The sequence below is a fragment of the Anderseniella sp. Alg231-50 genome, from assembly GCF_900149695.1.
GTDB lineage: Bacteria > Pseudomonadota > Alphaproteobacteria > Rhizobiales > Aestuariivirgaceae > Anderseniella.
The window spans coordinates 1,481,404-1,499,279 of the sequence record NZ_LT703003.1; the positions used below are offsets into that span (position 1 = coordinate 1,481,404).

The following is a 17,876-nucleotide window of genomic DNA, read 5'->3' on the forward strand; positions in this document are numbered from 1 at the left end:
TTTCCTTTTGTTCAAGTGCCGAACCTTGCAGGCGATATGGTTGCGGGTTCAAGCCCCTGAGCGGCAATATCATCGGGTATTTGTCTCCCGTCGATCAGCGCAGCGGACAGTCTGGATAACGCCGGTGCCGTCTGAATGCCGTAGCCGCCCTGGCCGGCCAGCCAGAAGAAATTGTCGACCTCATCGTCAAAGCCCACGACCGGGTTGCCATCTTCTGCAAAACTGCGCAGGCCGCCCCAGGTATGACCGATATGGGTGACCTCAAAGTCGATCACGTTGTGGAATTTCTCGACCGCTTCGGCCAGTGCCATGTCATCAGCCCAGGCATCATGCGGTTCTACCGGTGTCGCATCGGCCGGTGACAGCATCAGCTTGCCGCCCATGGGCTTGAAGTAAAAGGTTTCACCGGCGCCAAAGCACAATGGCCACTGATCGACACCGGCGCTTTGCGGCAGGTCAAGCAGGACAGCAGAGCGGCGCTTGGGGGTGACCTCAATCGACTGTGCTTTTGCCAGTTCGGCAACCGGTGTGGCCCATGCACCGGTTGCGTTTACAACCATGGCGCAGCTCAGATCGCCATCGGTGGTCTGCACCTGCCAGGCGCCATAGTGCCGGGTAAAACCTGTTACTTCAGTTTTGGTCGCCACGGTGCCGCCGCGCGCCCTGAACAGTTTCATGTAGCCCTGCAGCAGCAGGTCCACATCCAGGTCGCGGGCATGATCGTCGCTCAAGGCTGCGATCAGCGCATCGGTTTTCATCAGCGGAACCCTGTGTTTCAGCTCGTCGAGCGGCAACGGGCGCAGGCCCAGTGCTTCGCCTTCCGCCATGTGGGCCTCGTCACCGGGTCCGACCATCATTATCTCGCCGCGCGGTGACAGAAGCGGTGCAGCGGCAAAGTCATTGGGGGCAGCTTCAAAAAATGCCTCGCTTGCCTTTGCCAGCGCCTGGATGGCCGGCGGGCCATAGCTTGGGACAAAGGTTGCCGCTGACCTGCCGGTTGAATGATAGCCCGCCTGCGGTTCGCGCTCGATCACGCAGACCTTGTGGGTTTCGGCAAGTTCGGCGGCTGCTGAAAATCCGGCCATGCCGCCGCCAACTACCACGATGTCAAAAATTCTGCTCATACTATCAACTTGCATTGCGTTTGGACGATTTCTGACGGCATTCTTGTCCGACAATTCGTTCGCCGTCGAGGGGCAATCAAAATGAGTGAAGCAGTATTGCATTTTTCACATGACGAGTATCAGGCGCGCATTGCGAAAACCCGCGCTGAAATGAGTGCGCGCGGGCTTGACCTTGTCATTGTGTCGGACCCGTCCAACATGGGCTGGCTGACGGGGTATGACGGCTGGTCGTTTTACGTGCACCAGGCGGTTTTGCTTGGCCTTGAGGGCGAGCCGGTGTGGTGGGGACGCTCGATGGATGCCAACGGTGCCTACAGGACCGCGTTCATGGCACACGACAACATCATCGGATACCCTGATCATTTCGTGCAGTCTTCAGAGCGTCATCCGATGGATCACCTGTCCGGCGTCATTGCCGGGCGCGGCTGGCAGGGTGCGCGCATAGGCGTTGAGATGGACAATTACTGGTTTACCGCAGCCGCGTGGGAAAGCCTGAAATCGCATTTGCCCGATGCCACCTTCAGCGACGCCAACGGGCTGGTGAACTGGCAGCGTGCCGTCAAGTCGCCCGCCGAGACCGGGTTCATGCGCCGTGCCGCCGGTATTGTCGAGCGCATGCATGCAACCATCGTCGACATGGCGGAACCGGGGCTGCCCAAGAACGCGCTGGTGGCGGAGTTGTACAAGGTGTCGATTGAGGGAGCCAATGGCCACTGGGGTGATTATCCGGCCATCGTGCCGATGCTGCCGTCGGGCATGGATGCAACCGCGCCGCACCTGACCTGGAATGACCAGCCGTTCAAATCCGGCGAGAGCACGTTCTTTGAAATCGCCGGTTGTTACAGGCGGTACAACTGCCCGCAGTCGCGCACGTTGTTTCTGGGTCAGGTGCCGCAAAAGTACCTGGATGCCGAAAAGGCGGTGCTGGAGGCCGTGGACAAGGGATTGGAGCAGGCAAAACCGGGGAACACTTGTGAGGATATCGCCATTGCGTTTTACGATACGCTGGAGCGGCACGGGTTTTCCAAGGATTCGCGGACCGGCTACTCCATCGGACTGAGCTATCCGCCGGACTGGGGCGAGCGCACCATGTCGTTCCGGCGTGGCGACAAGACGGTGCTTGAACCCGGCATGATCTTCCATTTCATGCCGGCGCTGTGGCTCGATGACGGGGGCCTGGAAATCACCGAGCCGATCCTGATTACCGATACCGGCGTGGAGTGCCTGTGCAACACGCCGCGCAAGCTGTTTGTGAAGGGATAAACATATGCGTCACTTTGCTGAGATCGAGACCCTCGCCGCCAACAACAAGGGCGGAGAAGCCGCCATGCAGGCCCTGCTGCAAACAGTGCCGGACCAGTCGGAAGTGATGGCACTGCCGGATGACCGCTGGCTGGCCAATTTTGCCCGCTGCATTTTCAATTCCGGCTTCAACTGGAAGGTCATCGAGAAGAAATGGCCGGGCTTTGAGGAGGCGTTTCACGGCTTCAATCCCAATTTCCTGGCGATGTTGCCGGACGAGGAATATGAGGCACTGCTCAAGGACACCCGCATTGTCCGTCACGGCGCGAAAATCATGTCGGTGCGCGACAATGCCATCTGGCTGGTCGAGCTGGCGCGGCAACACGGCACCGCGGCAAAGTTCCTCGGCGCCTGGCCCGCGTCAGACCAGATCGGACTGCTGGAACTGATGAAGAAACAGGGGTCGCGGCTGGGCGGAAACACCGGTCAGTATGCGCTGCGCTTCATCGGCAAGGACGGGTTTATCCTGTCGGCGGATGTCACCAACGCGCTTATGCGTGAGGGGGTCGTCGCCAAAATTCCGTCGTCAAAAAAAGACATGACTGCGGTGCAGGCCGCCTTCAACCAGTGGCATGAGGAAACCGGCCGACCCTACACCCATCTAAGCCGGATTCTGGCGATGAGTGTGGGCTAGAGCATGCTCTAGATCAGGTTTCTGAACGCGCCATCGCGGCAGAGCCGACCAGCACAATGACCGCAAAAGCGGCGATCTGACCGGAAATCACGGCAGGCCAGATCAGGGCGAACTGCGCATCCAGGTATTTTTGCGGCCCGTAAGACAGCAGCGCCATCAGGGCTGCCAGCACAGACAGGACCTTGCCTGGAGCGCTCTCCAGCGGGCCGATGATGATGGCGGCGGCTGCTGCCGACAGGGCGGCAGCCAGAAACGGCGCAATGCCAAACAGCGGTATGGTTGCGGGCGGATGCGGGGCGGATTGCGCAAACAGCGCGCCCAGCATGGTCAGTTGCAGCACAATCAGGGCGGTCAGGGCCGCGTTAGCCTGGCGGGTCCGGGGTGTGGTTGTCATGGCGATCTCCATAAACGTAATTATATGTACGGTTGCATTATCCGTAACGATGTGTACGTTTATTGTCAACAGCTCCGGGAGACCTGAACAGTGCGGGATGAAAACAAGACAGCGCGCAAGCAGCGTATCGAGGCGGCGGCTCTGGAGTTGTTGGCCGAGAAGGGTTACCTGGCCACGTCGATGTTGTCGGTGGCGAAGCGCGCCAGGGCTTCGAACGAAACGCTGTACAACTGGTACGGCAACAAGCAGGGACTGTTCAGGTCACTCGTCGAGGCCAATGCCGGTGAAGTGAAAGCATTGCTGGAAAACGACCTGGCTCAGGAACGGCCACCGGAGGCGACCTTGAAGGCGCTTGGGCCCCTGCTGTTGGGACTGCTGGTCAGTGACAAGGCCATCACCCTCAACAGGGCGGCTGCTGCGGACCCATCAGGTGAACTGGCGCGCGAACTGACCCAGGCGGGCAGGGATACCGTCGCGCCCCTGATTGCGGATGTTTTCATCAAGGCCCGGGGCGCCGGCATCCTGGCATTTGACGATGCCGGCGAGGCAGTGGGGCTTTATCTGGACCTGCTGGTCGGTGACCTGCAGATCAGGCGGGTGCTGGGTGCTGTGCCGGTGTTGACGCAAGCGGGCACGGACCGGCGTGCGGCTGTGGCGCTGGACAACTTGCTGATATTGCTGAAGGTGGGCGAAGACGTAAACTGACCACCGCCCTCTCAATCTGCAAGATGGTCAACCAGGTACTTAGTCAAACCATGCTTGGGCGCGTTCTGGGGCCAGACGGCATATATCCCGATGTCTTCTACCTGCCAGTCGGGGAGTACGTATTCCATCACGCCGGCTGTTACATCGTCTTCGGCGAGAAAATCGGGAATGAAAGCCAACCCTGCCCCGGCGCGGGCAAACTGGTACAGCGCATGTGCGTCGTTCACGCTTATGCGGGAAGCCGGTTTCAGGGTCGTGGTCTTGTGTCCGGCTTTTTGAAATTTCGGCTGCTTGGCCCTGACCGGAGAAAGCTCAAGCCAGTCCCAGTCGTTCAAATCTGCAGGCGACCCCGGTCTCGTCCGGTTCTCGAGGTAGGATTTGGCCGCCACAAGCCGGCGCTTCACACTGCTGAGCTTGCGGGCGATGAGGGCGCTGTCCTTGAGCCAGCCCATGCGGATCGCCAGGTCGAAACCATCACCGATCAGACTCTTGCGGCTATCTGAAAAGTCCATCGTCAGTTGTACTTTTCGATTGATCACGGTGAATCCGGCGATCTGTTCAACCAGCTTTGAGCGCGCCAGGACCGCGGGCATTGTCAGGCGCAGTTCCCCGGATGGTTCCCGGGCCTGGTCGGAGACCGACTGGAGCCCGTCTTCTGCCGCCTCGATCATGGTGCGCGCGGATGCAAGCAGACGCTCGCCGTCACGTGTCAGAGACAGGCTGCGTGTCGAGCGATAGATCAGAGCCGTGCCAAGCCGTTTTTCCAGTTCCGATACCTGGTGACTGACAACCGACGGAGACAGCCGCATGGCCCTGGCAGCAGCCCGGAATGAACCGTGATCGATAGTCCTGGCGAATATCGCCATCTGGCGCAATTGATCTATCATGCAAAATTTCCGAACAGTGAATTCATATTATTCTATCTTATCATCTAAAATGCATTCGTCCATCTTGTGTAGCAAGGAAGCCGTATCAGAGCGTTTCTGACCGGCGGATCCAGGAAACCAGGAGAACACGATGATGAAATTCAGGACGATATTTGCTGCTCTTGCACTGTTGATCATGCCCATGGCCAATGCCGCGATGGCCGATGACAAGGCGCTTGTTCAGACGTTTTACGATTACCTGAGCAATCCGGCATCCGATGCACATGCCGACGCATTCAAATCGGCAACCACAGCCGATTGGGGAAGCATCGGGGACTATTCAGGGAAAATCAAAACCCGTGATGCCTTCGTTGGCCAGGTCGGCGGCTTCGGCAAGCTTATTCCCGACCTGAAATGGGCCGTGGAGGAAATGATCCAGGAAGGTGACCGCGTCGTGGTGCGGAGCCGGGCCACAGGAACGCCGGCCGGGCCGTTGTTCGGCGTGGATGGCGAGGGCAGGAGCTTTGATATCCTGACCATCGATATCCACACGATTGAAGACGGCAAGATCGTCCGGACATACCATGTTGAGGACTGGGCCGGTGCACTGCGCCAACTGAAAACCAAATGAACCTTGCGAACCGGCCGGGCGTGCATGCGTCCGGCCGCTGTTTTCCAAAAGGGAACAAACAGGATGACGAAACGGTACTCCTTTGTAAATCCGCTCGGCGGCACTGACTACGAATGGTCGGCCGATCATACTTACGTGAAAGTGTCCGCGCACGATTCCGATGGTCATTTCACCTTGATGGAAGACAATCTGAGATCCACGTTCGCGCTGGGTCTGCATCGCCACGACCACCACGCGGAGACATTCTACATACTGGAAGGCGCCCTGGACTTTCATGTGGACGGGGACTGGGTGACGGCCGGACCGGGAAGCTGCCTTCATATCCCGCCCGGTGTCCCGCACGCCTGTGTCGTGAACGACGCGAGCGTCACCGCACGGATGCTGATGATCTTCCAGCCGGCCGGGTTTGACCTCTACCTCGCAGAGCTTGGTGAGATGAGTGCCGAGGAGCTCGATGACCCGGTCAGAATGGAGGAACTGGCCCGGAAATACGACATCATCAATCTTGGCGATGTTCCCGGGCGCAGCTAGGTCAGCGATAAGCGGTGTCGGGAAACGAATACCCGTCAGCGCTCTATTTGCCGTGTGTAGTTGCTGTTCTGACTGCCTGTTTCCTGTTCACCAGCGCCACGCCAACCAGGATGAGAGCGGCACCCAGGTATTCCCGCAGGTCGATTTTTTCGCCAACCAGGAAGACTCCGATAATGATGGCAACGACGGGCGGGATGTAGGCGACTGAAGCCGCGGAGACGGCCCCCAGTTCATCGATTATGTAGTAGTAAATTATGAATGCTATCCCGGTTCCCAGCACACCCAGCCCCAGAATCAGGCCGGCTGCAACATAAGCATTGCTCCAGATTTCACCAATTCCATTCATGTCCGTGACCACGAGCAGAATAACGAGACTCAGCCCCAACTGGTAGGTAATGAGGGCTGAGACCGGTATACCGAGCGGGATGACGTATTTCTTCGCATAGACAAACGATGCGCCAACACTGAATGATCCGACAACGTTGTAAAGTACGCCTTCGATATTCGTGGCTGCGATGTCAGTGCCGGATGGCTGGGCGATCAAAAGCACGCCAAGAAATCCAATCACGATTCCAAGCACCCTGAAAGCGGACGCCTTTTCGCCACCCAGAAACATCAGCGCAAGAAGGAAAGACAGGATGGGGGTCAGCCCGCTCAATGCGCCTGCAACACCTGACAGCAACAGGGACGAGCCTTTGGCGAACCCATAATAATAGGCGATGGTGCCGACAACAGCCATGACCGCAAGGTGGCCTGCATGTTTCACGTGGGCCCGCTTGAAGGCACCTTTGTACTGGGCGTAAAGCGCTATGGGCACCAGTCCGAACACGACCCTGAGCAGTACGATCTGCATGGGAGACACCAGTTGCGATGCCATCTTCATGTAGATGAAGCTGCTGCCCCAGATGATCCCGAGCAACCAGAACATGGCCAATGGCAAGGCTTTCAGGGGGATGTCCTCCGTGACGGGTCAACGCTGTGTGCCTTGCGTCACGCCGTCCTGGATCGCTCAGTTGTTTGCGATGCCGACAGCGGGCGGGTTCTTAACGAGAATTTCCGCTATGCCCTACGATGTCAAGGTCAGCTTCCAGGCGCCGCAAAGAGCGGCCGGCATGGTTGAATCCAACCCGGCGCGGCCATCACCCTTCAAGGTTACCTATTCCTGGGCCACAGTGCTGCGCCACTGCAGGAAATCGCGAAACAGGTCTTCCATCTTTTCTTCGGACGGGGGTTCCTGAAGCACCTGTTGAAGACTGCCGCTTTGCTCGATAGTGGTAAGAAAGTTGCTGAACTGCTCCTCCAGAGCCTCGGTGGAGGACGCCACGAGCAATTCGTCGGCCTTGCGTTTCTCGGCATACCTGGTGGAGACCCAGTCCTGTGCGATCTGCAACCGGCGCCAGCCCGGAACATCCGCCAGCACATCAATCTCCTGCCATTTGGCCGACCTGTAAGGTTTTTGAATGTCACCGATCCGGTCAAAAAAAGCTGTCACGAAATTGGCTATTTTGCCGGACCTCTCATTGGGGGAAGTCCACAGGTAACCCACCAGAACCGATTCAACGGCAATGGTTTCCACCTGCCGGTCGCTGGTTATCAGGTTGGGGTAGTCGCGATTACTCAGGGTCGATTTGCGATATGCTTTTTCGAGCTCGCCGACAGCGGGGATTGAGAGCACACGAAGGCCTGAACCGGCGCCAATCTGCTGCAGGATCGGTGATGGCCTTGCCGCTACATAAAGCGCTGCCGCAATTTCCCCTGTGGCAACCTTTTCAAGTCCCTGCGTCGGGTCGAAATTGACGGGAACCACTTCCACACCCATCGCCTTGAAAATCCGGGCCGCGCGCGCATACGTGCCCGAGCCCACCTTGCCGAAGTTTACCTTCCGCCCCGCCAGCTGGGACACATCATTGATACCACTGCGCGAAATAAGGTGAATTTCCTCATCAAACAGTTTGGCCACGAAGCGCAGTCGCTTTTCTATCCTGCCGTAGGTTTTCTCCTTGCGCAGGAGAGCAAGGGTATCGTGGTGCACGACCCCCATATCGATGCCACGCAGGAACAGTATGTCGTTGACGTTCTGAACACCGCCATCGCCGATCATCGGCAGTACCCGCATTCTCCCGGGTTCGTTTACGGTGAAGGCGATCTCATCGATCATGCGCGCGCCCTCGACGCCTGATGTCATGATCCTGACTGTACCTGCGTTGGAGTCACGGCGAACCTTTTCCAGGACCTGTTGTCCCTGGGCAGGCAGCCCGAGAGACAGAAACGCAAAGCAGATCCCAAACAAGGCTACGAACATTCGAGTGAGTGCAGTTCGGCAGATTTTGACACAAGTCATTTATGTAGCTCCCAATCGAAGCCCCCGATTACCCTTTACCAACTTTGACCACATTTACGCCGTTGGATGGCCATGCATGGGTGCAAAAGATTTTGTCCTGCCTATGGCAATTATCGGGCAGCAGTATTTGTGTTGCCCTGCAGAATTTGTCGTTTCGGGCCTTTGCACACCAGAAATGTGGCGGAACGGGAATGCCAGGGTGAAATATCAAGTAAATTCCCGATGTTTGACTGCATGGTACGTAATTACGGGCGCTTCTGGCCAGTAATTTCGTGAAAACCATATGTAAAGTACCGTTCTGCCGGGTACGAAGCTAAATAGAGGTGCTCTGTCTCATGAAAAGACGTGATTTTCTGAAAAATGCGGCGGTAACGGGTGCTGCAGGGGTAAGTACAGCAGGCTTGGCAACTCCAGCTATCTCCCAGGGCCTGAGGGAATGGCGCATGGTGACCACGTGGCCAAAAAATTTCCCGGGCCTCGGTACCGGAGCAGAATTACTCGCGAAATTCATCGAGCAGGGCAGTGAAGGCAAGTTGCGTGTCAAGGTTTATGGCGGTGGCGAGCTGGTAAAGCCGTTTGATTCACTCGATGCGGTCAGGAAGGGCGAGGTCGAAATGGGCCACGGAACGCCCTATTACTGGCACGGCAAGATTCCCGCGATTGCCTTTTTGTCCGCCTACCCCTTCGGGATGACGGCGCAGGAACAAAACAGCTGGATCCAGTATGGCGGCGGCCAGCAGCTGGCCGATGAAATGTACAGCGAGCTTGGCTGCAAGTTCTTCGTGTCCGGCAATTCGGGCGTGCAGATGGGCGGATGGTTCAACAAGGAAGTCAACGACCTGGAAGCCTATCGCGGCCTGAAGATGAGAATACCGGGTCTTGGCGGTGAGGTGATCAAGGCTGCCGGCGGCGAGGCGATAAACCTGCCCGGATCTGAAATTCTCGGTGCGCTTGAATCAGGCAAGATCGATGCGACCGAATGGGTTGGTCCCTATAACGACCTGGCATTCGGTTTGTACAAGAAGGCCAAGTACTATTATTATCCGGGCTGGCATGAGCCGGGAACGACACTGGATAATTTCATCAACCTGAACGAGTGGGAGAAGCTTCCCGCAGATCTCAAGTCAGTTGTTGAGGCGGCCAATGTTGCCGTCAATCAACTGGTGCTCAGCGAGTTTGTGGCAAAGAACAACTCTTCCCTGAGAACGCTCATCAAGGATCACGGCGTTATTCTGAAACAGTTCCCCAAGTCGGTTTTGAGCGGGTTTGCGGGCCTGTCCGAACAGGTAGTGAATGACCTGGCCTCCAACGATTCCCTCAGCCGGAAGGTTCTCGACAATATCCAGAATTTCCGCAGCGAAGCGGTTGCGTGGACAAGCCTGTCGGAAACAACCTTTACCGCGTCACGGTTTCTGTACTCCTACAACAAACGGTAGGAATGCCAAGGACCTCTCGCGCGCCTAGTCACTCAGCGTCCCGGATGATTTCCGTGTCAGCACTGCAAGCGCATCGGCGATGTGTTTGTCGGCGATGTTGTAGTCCTTGGCCTTGATGCGGATCTTGTGGGCCCTGTGCAGCACGTCGGCGTGGGTGAAGCCGTGCGGCGGATCAAACTTGTAGCAGGCAAGTTCCATGAGCTGGCCCAGCGGGTCGCGAAAATACAAAGAGTCCATGAAGCCCCGGTCGACATTGCCCGAATTGGAAAACCCTGCAGCTTCCAGGCGTTCTGCTGCCTGTGTGTAGGTGGCGCGCGACACGATGAAGGCCAGGTGATGCAGGTTGCCGACACCGTTTGGGTTGGGGCCTGCGTCCACCGGCCAGTCTTCGTTGGTGAAAATGGTGATCAGCCTGCCGTCGCCGGGGTCGAAATACAGGTGGTTGGTGTCGGGCGCATCAAGATTGGGCTGTTCAAAAACGAACGGCATGCCGAGAACGCCTTCCCAGAAATCAATCGAGGTTTGTCGGTCGGCGCCGTTCAGCGTGATATGGTGGACCCCCTGGGTCTGAATAACGGCCATCAGTCTATCCAATCGCGGGTGTTTTCGATCTCACGGACTTCCGTTTTCAGTATCTTGCCATAATTACTCTTCGGCAGCACATCAACAAATCGATAGGCCTTCGGCCGCTTGAAGCGCGCCATGTTGGCCAGGCAATAGGCATCGACCTGTTCGTCCTGCAAATCCCGGCCGGGTTCGCGGACCAGGTAGGCGATGACAATCTCACCCCATTCCGGGTGCGGCCTGCCGATAACGCAAACCTCCGCCAGTTCCGGCATCTGCAAAAGCACTTCTTCTATCTCGCGCGGATAGACATTGGTGCCGCCCGAAATAATCAGGTCTTTCGACCGGTCGGTCAGCGTCAGGTAACCGTCTTCATCGAACACACCGACGTCACCGGTCCACAACCAACCGTCGCGCAGGGCCGATGCAGTAGCTTCAGGATTGTTCCAGTAGCCCAGCATGACCGAGTCACCCCGGCAGACAATTTCGCCTTTCTCGCCAACCGGAACTTCAGCCCCGTCCTCGCCAACAACCCGCACATGCACGCAAGCATCCGCCACACCGGCGGTGCCGAGCCGGTGCCGCCATTTCGGATGATCGCGGCCGGCGATGTCTTCGCGCGACAGATGGGTGATGGTCATCGGGCTTTCGCCCTGTCCGTAAAGCTGCGCCAGTTTCGGGCCGAACCGGTCCAGCGCCGCAATACAGTCTTCGACATACATCGGCGCACCGCCATAGATGATCAGCTTGAGGTTGGTAATGGCCGCATCGCCTGCCCAGGTCGTCAGGCGGCGCACCATGGTCGGTGCGGCAAACATTGACACGCCGGTCCAGTGGGCAAGCAGATCATAAATTTCAACCGGGTCAAACCCGCCTGACGCAGGCACGATGTTGCAGGCGCCGGCGCACACATGGGGAAACATCCACATGCCGGAGCCATGGCTCAAGGGCGCCGGGTGAATAATGCAGTCGTGTGGCATGACCCGGTCGAAATCGACGAAATAGTTCAGCGTCATCGCGACAATGTTGCGATGCGACAGCATGGCCCCCTTGGGCCGGCCGGTGGTACCGGATGTGTAGAACAGCCAGGCCAGTTCGTCCGGCTCGACAAAGCAGATTTTCACCGGCTCGCTGCCCAGCAGGTCCGCATAGGTTTCGCTGGTGACATCAATGATGTGGTCGACGCCATTGGCGTCTGCAGCTGTGATCGTCTCGCCCAAAGCAGGGGTGACGAAGCAGGCCTTGCAGCCCGAGTTCTCCAGAATGTAGGTAAACTCCGAGGCATGCAGCTTTGCGTTCATCGGAACTGCGGCCAGGCCGGCATGCCAGATCGCAAACAGCACCTCGAAATATTCAGGCACGTTTTTCATCGCCAGTGCGACCCTGTCACCACGGATCAGGCCGAGGCCCAGCAGGCCCGCCGCCAGCCGCTCGACCCGGTCGCGCAGCTCACCATGGGTGAGAATGATGTCCCTGCCTTTGCCTACGGCAGAGCCATCGGGGTGTTCCAGTGCATTGCGTTCGATCCAGTGGGCGAGGTTCATGTGGTGATACGGTTCCCTGAAAAGTGATGGATCAAAGACTTGCCCAATCAGCTGTGCGGGTTCAAGTAGGTGTCGTGCGGGGAAACCATAATCCGGTGGAAACAATGGCAAAAGCAAATGCAAAAGCGGAGCGCGGCAGCGGCTTTATCTGCTTTGCCATCATTGCCGCCTGCTGGATATGGCAATTGGGTTATGGCGTGTTTGCCGGTCTGGTGCAGGCGGCTACCGATCCGCCAAAATGCGTTGCCGGATGGTTGTGGCCGGAACCCCTGCCGTGGACCGCGTGCCGCGGCTTCGGACTGAGCGACGGCGTGCAGCACCTGATCGGCATTCCCGGTGATCTTGCCATGTATCCGTTTGCATTGTGGCCGTATGCCTGGTCCAGCGGCCTGTATACGTCACCAATGTTCTGGCTGAATTCCGCCATTCATGTGCTGGCGCTGTGGTGGCTCGGCAAGACACTGGTCGGCAGGCTGATTGCGAGATAGTCTCCGCTGCCTGACGCAGAAGGAGTTTCGCACATGTCCAGACCCAACAATGATTTCTACCAACCCGTTCCGGGGCTTGAAGTGCCGCGCTTTGCCGGTGTTGCCAGCTTCATGCGCCTGCCGCAGGTCAGGCTCGAAGACGCAGGCGAGGTGGATATCGGGCTGATCGGCGTGCCGTGGGACGGCGGAACCACCAACCGTCCCGGTCCGCGCCACGGTCCGCGCCAGATGCGGGATGCTTCGGCGATGATCCGGAAGGTTCACCACCATCTGAAGATCGAACCGTTCAAACTGGCAAATGTCGCCGATATCGGCGATGCGCCGGTCAATCCGGCAGACCTGATGGACGCCCTGTCGCGCATCGAAAAATTCTACGACCAGGTCGTGGCAGCAGGTGTCCGGCCACTATCAGCCGGTGGCGACCATCTGTGCTCACTGCCGATCCTGCGCTCGCTGGGCCGCAACAAGCCGGTGGGCATGATCCAGTTTGATGCCCATTCAGATCTCTGGGACAGCTATTTCCACGGATCGAAATTCACCCATGGCACACCGTTCGCACGCGCCATCGAGGAAGGCGTTCTTGACCCCAAGCGGACCGTGCAGATCGGGCTTCGCGGCGGCGTCTACGACTGGTCGGACCGCGAGTTCGGTGAAAAGCATGGCGTGACCATGATCGATATCGAGGAAGCCGTTGCCAACGGGCTCGACGACACCATGAAACGGGCACGCGATATCGTCGGTGATGACGAGACTTACGTTACCTTTGACATTGACTGCCTGGATCCCGCCTTTGCGCCGGGAACCGGCACTCCCGAGGCAGGCGGGTTCACCACAAGGGAAGCCCAGGCCATGCTGCGCCAGCTGCGCGGTCTCAATATCATTGGCGCAGATGTCGTCGAGGTGTCACCGCCGTTTGACGCATCCGGCTATACAGCGCTTGCCGGTGTTACCATGATGTTTGAATTGTTGTGCATCATGGCAGAGCGTGTTTAATTTCAGTCAATCAACAACGACCAAAACGTACAGGGAAGGACGTCCATGTCTCGCTTCAACAAACTTGCTTTCGCTTTCACCCTCACTGCCGCAGCCGCGCTGCCGGTCACGGTGAATGCCGAAACCCGCGTTACCTACAAGTCCGCCAAGTCCACATCGTCCTATTACCAGATGGGCGTGCAGCTTGCCGAGGCAGTCAAGAAAGGCTCCGGCGGCAATATCATCCTGACGGTGGAAGAGTCACAGGGCTCCGTGCAGAACGTCAAGGAAGCCGCCTCTCGAGGTGGCAATTACGTGTTCACGACGCCACCCGTGCTGGTCAAACTCGCCCAGGCCGGCAAGAAGATGTTTGAGCCCAAGAATGCAAAATTCGACGAGATCAGGGGCCTGTTCCCGATCCCGTCACTGACCATGCACTTTGTCGTACGCCAGGATTCGGGCGTAAGCGATTTTGCCGGCCTTAACGGCAAGACCTTCCTGATCGGCAAGGGCAGCTTCGGGGCCCGGGAAGCGGCAAAATACATCAAGCTGTTCGGCCTGGAAGGCAAGGTCAAGCTGGCCGAAGTTGAATTGTCATCAGCCGTGTCTGCCCTGAAGAACAAGCAGATCGACGGTTTCGCCACGGCAGGCTCCTATCCGGCGCCGAATGTGCTTGAAGCGGCTGCCTCCACGCCGGTCAATGTGCTGTCTTTGAGTGATGAGCAGTTTGCCATGACCAAGCGTGACAAGCTGACCATTCCGGCGGGCACCTATGCGGGTGTGGACAAGAATGTCACAACCACCACATTGCCGGTGATGGCCTACACCAACACTGCCATGGACGAGGCAACAGCCTATGAACTGACCAAAACCTATTGGGAAGGCAAGGCGGGCATGGGCGAGACCGCAAAATGGTGGAACGGGGTAACACCTGAATACCTGTCGGCAATGGTTGGGAAACTGCATCCCGGCGCGCTGAAGTACTATGATGAAAAGGCCATAAAGGTGCCGGATACGCTGCGCTGAAGATCCATGGAATCTAGATAGTTCTCATGGAAAAACCAGACGCTGTCCCGGCGATCAGACCAGTCTGGCTGGTTCTCGGGGCAGCATCCATCGCGTTCCACCTGTGGCTGATTTTTTCCGGCCTGATCCCCAACCTGGTGTCGCGTCCGCTGCACATGGCCCTGGCTGTGCCCTGGATCATGCTGGTTGCCGGGCGCCGGCGGGTTGACACGCTCACTGGCTGGTGCCTGGGACTGGGTGCCATCGCGGTTTGCCTGTGGATTGCGTTCAATGAAGCGTCCCTGTCGGATCAGTACGGTTCGCTGGCAGGAAACGGGCAACTGGCGGCGAGCGCCGTCGTCATCGTGTGCGTTCTTGAAATGGCCCGGCGCGCCATTGGCTGGCCGTTGCCGTGCGTGGCGGCAGTGGCCCTGTTGTATGGCCTTTTCGGCGAGCATGTACCCGGCGAGCTCGGACATCCGGGCCTGCCCGTGGAAAGTTTCCTTGGCACGCTGGTGATTGCCGAAGGCGGCCTGTGGGGACAATTGACCGGCGTGTCGGTTTCCGTGGTGGCCGTGTTCGTCATTTTCGGCGCGGTTCTGAATGCCGGTGAAGCAGGTCAGGGGTTCATGAACCTGGCGCTTGCCAGTGCCGGCAGGCTCAAGGCCGGTGCCGCAAAAGTATCGGTTCTGGCTTCAGCCCTGTTCGGTTCCATTTCCGGTTCCGCGTCTGCCAATGTCGCCTCGACCGGATCCTTCACGCTGCCGGCGATGCGCAGGCTTGGCTATCCGCCGGCTTTTGCAGGTGCGGTCGAGGCAGTTGCTTCCAGCGGTGGGCAGATCATGCCGCCGCTGATGGGCGCAGGTGCTTTCGTCATGGTAGAGCTGACATCGACACCTTACACGTCCATCATGGCGGCAGCGATCCTGCCGGCGGTGCTGTTCTTTTGTGCCGTGTGGTTTGGTGTTGACGGATTTGCCAACCGGTATGAACTGAAAGGCATGGGGGATGAAGCACGTATTCCCGCCAGAACGCTGCTGATCACCGGCGGGTTTTTCCTGGTGCCGTTCACCGTTCTGATGGAACGCCTTTTCCACGGCGGGTACACGGCCCAGTTTGCAGCCGCCCTGGCGATCCTTTCCGCTGCCGTGCTGCTCATGTTCACCAGCCACGGTGTTGCCGGTAGACAGCTGATTGTCGAGCGCTTCTCGTCGGCGATTGTGACCAGCGGCCGCCAGATTGCGCTGATCGCCTCGATCATCCTGTGTGCCAGCCTGATCGTCGGTGTGCTCGGGCAGACCGGCCTGGGCGTCAAGATCACGTCACTGATTGTCGACCTGTCGGGCGGCTGGCTGCCGGCGGCCCTGCTGCTGACCGCGCTTGCCTGCCTGATCCTCGGCATGGAAGTACCGACCACGGCGGCCTATGTGATTTGTATCTCCGTGGCCGGGCCTGCCCTGCAACAGCTTGGTGTGCCGCTTCTGGCGGCGCATCTGTTCGTGTTCTGGTATGCGCTGCTGTCCACCATTACACCGCCGGTATGCGGCACGGTTTTCATTGCTGCCGGGATGACCGGCGCGCCCTGGCTGAGGGTGGCGGGCCATGCCATGGCGCTGGGTGTCGGGCTCTACCTGATCCCGCTTGCAATGGTGGCCGACACAGCACTCATCGAGCCGTCTCAAAGCCTCCTGCCGGCATTGCTGGCGTTTGTCAGGATTGCCTTTGCACTGTATCTGGTCAGCACCGGCCTGATAGTCCGGGAAATGCCGGTTTTGGCCAGAAGTGCGCTGTGCCTGGCGGGCCTGGCCGTGATGTTCGGTCCTTCGCTGTGGTCGGTGTTTACCGGCCAGCCATAGCCTTGCCTTCTTCGTGAAGCTGTTCTGCTTCCTGATCCGTCAGGGCGAATATGCGCGATGCTTTGCGGATTACCTCCAGTTCAGCTTCGTGCAGGTCACGGTCGGAGTAAGCGATGGTCCACATTTTCCGGATAAACCCGGCCCTGCGTTCAGGGGTAATGCTGGTCGTCAGAAATGACGCCAGCCACTCGATGTGGCTTTGGTCCATCGGATTGAGCGTCAGTCTTTCGCTGACAAACGTGATATCGTCGCCGCGCAGCTTGATATAGGGATCATAGAGGCGCTTGAGCATCCTGGTGTCGGTCGGATGGATGCGCTTGTCGACCAGAAACAACCACACGATCGCGATCAGTGAGGCAAAGGCGTTGTCGTTCTCACGCAACTCGGGATAGATCGCATCAAGCCGGTACATGGAATCCATGAGTTGCCTGATACGTCTTTTTTTGCTGGCACGTTTCTGTCTGTTCGGTCCTGACAAATTGCCCCCCACCATTATTTTCTGTCAAGCAAAGGCAAAATGACCTTACGTTATGTTCTGTACGCGCCCGAAAAAGCACGTGTGATCGCCATTTGCAATAGTAAATGAACAGTCAGCCTCGCCACTCCGGACTGAGGTCGTTGTACAGGTCGGAATTTTAAAGAGTAAACAACTTGCCAAACTGAGGGAGTTGGTCCGTCACTCCTGCCAGCCGTGCTGTGTGCCATGCCATGGCATGGTTGCTGGAGGTAATCGGAATCCCGGTTTCTCGTTCAATGCTGGCAGCCTCTTCAACGAGCCTGACTGACGTACAAGACACGAAGATAGCATCTACCTCGGTTTCTGTCAGTACACGTTTTACTCCGTTGCGAATGGATTCCGGAGAAATACCCGCAACCACTGCATCAGACTCTTCGTTAAATGATCCGAACACGGGAACGTCGAAACCACGTGCCCGAATATAGTCGGCGACAATCCGGTTCACGTCTGCACGATAGGGCGTCAATACGCCGATTCTTTTGGCCTTGAATGCATCGAATGCCGCGAAAGCAGCCGTAATCGGGGTCGTGCACGCAACCCCGGGACGCGCTTCGCGGATGCGCTGGAACACTTTGTCTTCGCCAATGGCCATCGAGGCCGAAGTGCAGCCATAGGCAATGACATCCATCGTCGCGCCGGGCAGAAACACGTCGGCACAATCGCGAATGCGCGGTTCCATGGCGCGAAGGGTCTCGGGCGTTATCTGGTCGTCGTTGAAAATCCGGCTTTGATACAGGGCGAGCCCGGGCAATTGCGCAAATATCTGGCGCCATTCATGCTCAATCGTATAGTCGCTGGCCAGCACAATCAGGCCGACGCGGCCTCGTGCGGCAATGCCGTTGTCGGTTTCGAACGGCAGGTTCTCGATCAGCTTCATGGCCTGGCCAGAGTTCTCATCCACAACCTTTGCATCCATGACATTTACTCCTGAGCCTTTGTGCCGTCAGATTACCATATACCGGCGGA

General features: G+C 58.0%; 19 protein-coding genes. 10 read left to right on the plus strand and 9 right to left on the minus strand.

Annotation, left to right across the window (positions count from 1 at the left end; genetic code table 11):
• Window positions 1-11: 11 nt before the first annotated feature.
• Complete coding sequence (locus DHN55_RS06950) at window positions 12-1,124, minus strand: FAD-dependent oxidoreductase (RefSeq protein WP_108880598.1); 1,113 nt, start codon at window positions 1,122-1,124, stop codon at window positions 12-14.
• A gap of 81 nt (window positions 1,125-1,205) precedes the next feature.
• Between DHN55_RS06950 and doeA the strand changes: the two genes are divergently transcribed.
• Both doeA and DHN55_RS06960 read left to right on the plus strand, forming a co-directional pair.
• Window positions 1,206-2,387 carry an ectoine hydrolase DoeA gene (doeA, locus tag DHN55_RS06955; protein WP_108880599.1) on the plus strand — a complete coding sequence of 394 codons (1,182 nt, stop codon included), beginning with the start codon at window positions 1,206-1,208 and terminating at the stop codon, window positions 2,385-2,387.
• A 4-nt stretch (window positions 2,388-2,391) separates the two neighbouring features.
• Window positions 2,392-3,060 carry a DNA-3-methyladenine glycosylase I gene (locus tag DHN55_RS06960; RefSeq protein ID WP_108880600.1) on the plus strand — a complete coding sequence of 223 codons (669 nt, stop codon included), beginning with the start codon at window positions 2,392-2,394 and terminating at the stop codon, window positions 3,058-3,060.
• A gap of 13 nt (window positions 3,061-3,073) precedes the next feature.
• Here the strand turns inward: DHN55_RS06960 and DHN55_RS06965 are convergent, their stop codons facing one another.
• Window positions 3,074-3,454 (minus strand): hypothetical protein, encoded by a 381-nt coding sequence (locus DHN55_RS06965; protein ID WP_108881757.1) that lies wholly within the window; start codon window positions 3,452-3,454, stop codon window positions 3,074-3,076.
• 90 nt (window positions 3,455-3,544) lie between these two features.
• Here DHN55_RS06965 and DHN55_RS06970 point away from each other — a divergent pair, with 90 nt between their 5' ends.
• A complete protein-coding gene (locus DHN55_RS06970) occupies window positions 3,545-4,159 on the plus strand; it encodes a TetR family transcriptional regulator (protein ID WP_108880601.1) in 615 nt (204 codons plus the stop codon).
• Window positions 4,160-4,170: 11 nt separating this feature from the next.
• Here DHN55_RS06970 and DHN55_RS06975 read toward each other — a convergent pair whose 3' ends face one another.
• Entirely contained in the window at window positions 4,171-5,046 is an 876-nt protein-coding gene (locus tag DHN55_RS06975; RefSeq protein ID WP_108880602.1) for a LysR substrate-binding domain-containing protein, read from the minus strand.
• A gap of 130 nt (window positions 5,047-5,176) precedes the next feature.
• On the opposite strand from DHN55_RS06975, the gene DHN55_RS06980 reads away from it, so the two are divergent.
• Window positions 5,177-5,656, plus strand: a complete 480-nt coding sequence (locus DHN55_RS06980) for an ester cyclase (protein ID WP_108880603.1) — start codon at window positions 5,177-5,179, stop codon at window positions 5,654-5,656.
• 63 nt (window positions 5,657-5,719) lie between these two features.
• Window positions 5,720-6,187, plus strand: a complete 468-nt coding sequence (locus tag DHN55_RS06985; RefSeq protein ID WP_337660006.1) for a cupin domain-containing protein — start codon at window positions 5,720-5,722, stop codon at window positions 6,185-6,187.
• Window positions 6,188-6,230: 43 nt separating this feature from the next.
• On the opposite strand, the gene DHN55_RS06990 is transcribed toward DHN55_RS06985, so the two are convergent.
• Window positions 6,231-7,115, minus strand: a complete 885-nt coding sequence (locus tag DHN55_RS06990) for an EamA family transporter (protein ID WP_108880605.1) — start codon at window positions 7,113-7,115, stop codon at window positions 6,231-6,233.
• 228 nt (window positions 7,116-7,343) lie between these two features.
• Window positions 7,344-8,489, minus strand: a complete 1,146-nt coding sequence (locus DHN55_RS06995; RefSeq protein WP_337660007.1) for a TAXI family TRAP transporter solute-binding subunit — start codon at window positions 8,487-8,489, stop codon at window positions 7,344-7,346.
• Window positions 8,490-8,863: 374 nt separating this feature from the next.
• Here DHN55_RS06995 and DHN55_RS07000 point away from each other — a divergent pair, with 374 nt between their 5' ends.
• Window positions 8,864-9,964, plus strand: coding sequence for a TRAP transporter substrate-binding protein DctP (locus tag DHN55_RS07000; RefSeq protein ID WP_108880607.1), 1,101 nt, complete (start codon window positions 8,864-8,866; stop codon window positions 9,962-9,964).
• 24 nt (window positions 9,965-9,988) lie between these two features.
• Here DHN55_RS07000 and DHN55_RS07005 read toward each other — a convergent pair whose 3' ends face one another.
• Together DHN55_RS07005 and DHN55_RS07010 are read right to left on the minus strand one after the other, a co-directional pair.
• A complete protein-coding gene (locus DHN55_RS07005) occupies window positions 9,989-10,546 on the minus strand; it encodes a VOC family protein (RefSeq protein WP_108880608.1) in 558 nt (185 codons plus the stop codon).
• Complete coding sequence (locus DHN55_RS07010) at window positions 10,546-12,072, minus strand: AMP-binding protein (protein ID WP_108880609.1); 1,527 nt, start codon at window positions 12,070-12,072, stop codon at window positions 10,546-10,548. The genes DHN55_RS07005 and DHN55_RS07010 overlap by 1 nt, the downstream gene beginning before the upstream one ends.
• A 104-nt stretch (window positions 12,073-12,176) precedes the next feature.
• Here DHN55_RS07010 and DHN55_RS07015 point away from each other — a divergent pair, with 104 nt between their 5' ends.
• The 4 genes from DHN55_RS07015 to DHN55_RS07030 are packed head-to-tail and all read left to right on the plus strand — an operon-like array spanning window position 12,177 to window position 16,393.
• Window positions 12,177-12,560, plus strand: coding sequence for a hypothetical protein (locus DHN55_RS07015; protein WP_337660008.1), 384 nt, complete (start codon window positions 12,177-12,179; stop codon window positions 12,558-12,560).
• Between the two features lie 33 nt (window positions 12,561-12,593).
• Window positions 12,594-13,553 (plus strand): agmatinase, encoded by a 960-nt coding sequence (gene speB, locus DHN55_RS07020; protein WP_108880611.1) that lies wholly within the window; start codon window positions 12,594-12,596, stop codon window positions 13,551-13,553.
• 45 nt (window positions 13,554-13,598) lie between these two features.
• Window positions 13,599-14,558 (plus strand): TAXI family TRAP transporter solute-binding subunit, encoded by a 960-nt coding sequence (locus tag DHN55_RS07025; protein WP_108880612.1) that lies wholly within the window; start codon window positions 13,599-13,601, stop codon window positions 14,556-14,558.
• A gap of 26 nt (window positions 14,559-14,584) precedes the next feature.
• Window positions 14,585-16,393, plus strand: coding sequence for a TRAP transporter fused permease subunit (locus DHN55_RS07030; protein WP_108880613.1), 1,809 nt, complete (start codon window positions 14,585-14,587; stop codon window positions 16,391-16,393).
• Here DHN55_RS07030 and DHN55_RS07035 read toward each other — a convergent pair.
• Both DHN55_RS07035 and DHN55_RS07040 read right to left on the minus strand, forming a co-directional pair.
• A complete protein-coding gene (locus tag DHN55_RS07035; protein WP_337660009.1) occupies window positions 16,377-16,814 on the minus strand; it encodes a tellurite resistance TerB family protein in 438 nt (145 codons plus the stop codon). The two genes, DHN55_RS07030 and DHN55_RS07035, sit on opposite strands and share 17 nt — an antisense overlap.
• A gap of 214 nt (window positions 16,815-17,028) precedes the next feature.
• Window positions 17,029-17,826: a maleate cis-trans isomerase family protein gene (locus DHN55_RS07040; RefSeq protein WP_337660010.1), complete on the minus strand. Its 798-nt coding sequence runs from the start codon at window positions 17,824-17,826 to the stop codon at window positions 17,029-17,031.
• Window positions 17,827-17,876 lie beyond the last annotated feature (50 nt).

Bases quoted from the DNA above. Each gene is read 5' to 3' on its own strand.
- DHN55_RS07000 (WP_108880607.1), top strand. From the start codon at position 8,864: ATGAAAAGACGTGATTTTCTGAAAAATGCGGCGGTAACGGGTGCTGCA.
- DHN55_RS06990 (WP_108880605.1), bottom strand. From the start codon at position 7,115: ATGTTCTGGTTGCTCGGGATCATCTGGGGCAGCAGCTTCATCTACATG.
- DHN55_RS06965 (WP_108881757.1), bottom strand. From the start codon at position 3,454: ATGACAACCACACCCCGGACCCGCCAGGCTAACGCGGCCCTGACCGCC.
- doeA (WP_108880599.1), top strand. From the start codon at position 1,206: ATGAGTGAAGCAGTATTGCATTTTTCACATGACGAGTATCAGGCGCGC.
- DHN55_RS06985 (WP_337660006.1), top strand. From the start codon at position 5,720: ATGACGAAACGGTACTCCTTTGTAAATCCGCTCGGCGGCACTGACTAC.
- DHN55_RS06995 (WP_337660007.1), bottom strand. From the start codon at position 8,489: ATGTTCGTAGCCTTGTTTGGGATCTGCTTTGCGTTTCTGTCTCTCGGG.
- DHN55_RS07005 (WP_108880608.1), bottom strand. From the start codon at position 10,546: ATGGCCGTTATTCAGACCCAGGGGGTCCACCATATCACGCTGAACGGC.
- DHN55_RS06975 (WP_108880602.1), bottom strand. From the start codon at position 5,046: ATGATAGATCAATTGCGCCAGATGGCGATATTCGCCAGGACTATCGAT.
- DHN55_RS07015 (WP_337660008.1), top strand. From the start codon at position 12,177: ATGGCAAAAGCAAATGCAAAAGCGGAGCGCGGCAGCGGCTTTATCTGC.
- DHN55_RS07025 (WP_108880612.1), top strand. From the start codon at position 13,599: ATGTCTCGCTTCAACAAACTTGCTTTCGCTTTCACCCTCACTGCCGCA.
- speB (WP_108880611.1), top strand. From the start codon at position 12,594: ATGTCCAGACCCAACAATGATTTCTACCAACCCGTTCCGGGGCTTGAA.
- DHN55_RS07035 (WP_337660009.1), bottom strand. From the start codon at position 16,814: ATGGATTCCATGTACCGGCTTGATGCGATCTATCCCGAGTTGCGTGAG.
- DHN55_RS06980 (WP_108880603.1), top strand. From the start codon at position 5,177: ATGATGAAATTCAGGACGATATTTGCTGCTCTTGCACTGTTGATCATG.
- DHN55_RS06960 (WP_108880600.1), top strand. From the start codon at position 2,392: ATGCGTCACTTTGCTGAGATCGAGACCCTCGCCGCCAACAACAAGGGC.
- DHN55_RS07010 (WP_108880609.1), bottom strand. From the start codon at position 12,072: ATGAACCTCGCCCACTGGATCGAACGCAATGCACTGGAACACCCCGAT.
- DHN55_RS07030 (WP_108880613.1), top strand. From the start codon at position 14,585: ATGGAAAAACCAGACGCTGTCCCGGCGATCAGACCAGTCTGGCTGGTT.
- DHN55_RS07040 (WP_337660010.1), bottom strand. From the start codon at position 17,826: ATGGATGCAAAGGTTGTGGATGAGAACTCTGGCCAGGCCATGAAGCTG.
- DHN55_RS06950 (WP_108880598.1), bottom strand. From the start codon at position 1,124: ATGAGCAGAATTTTTGACATCGTGGTAGTTGGCGGCGGCATGGCCGGA.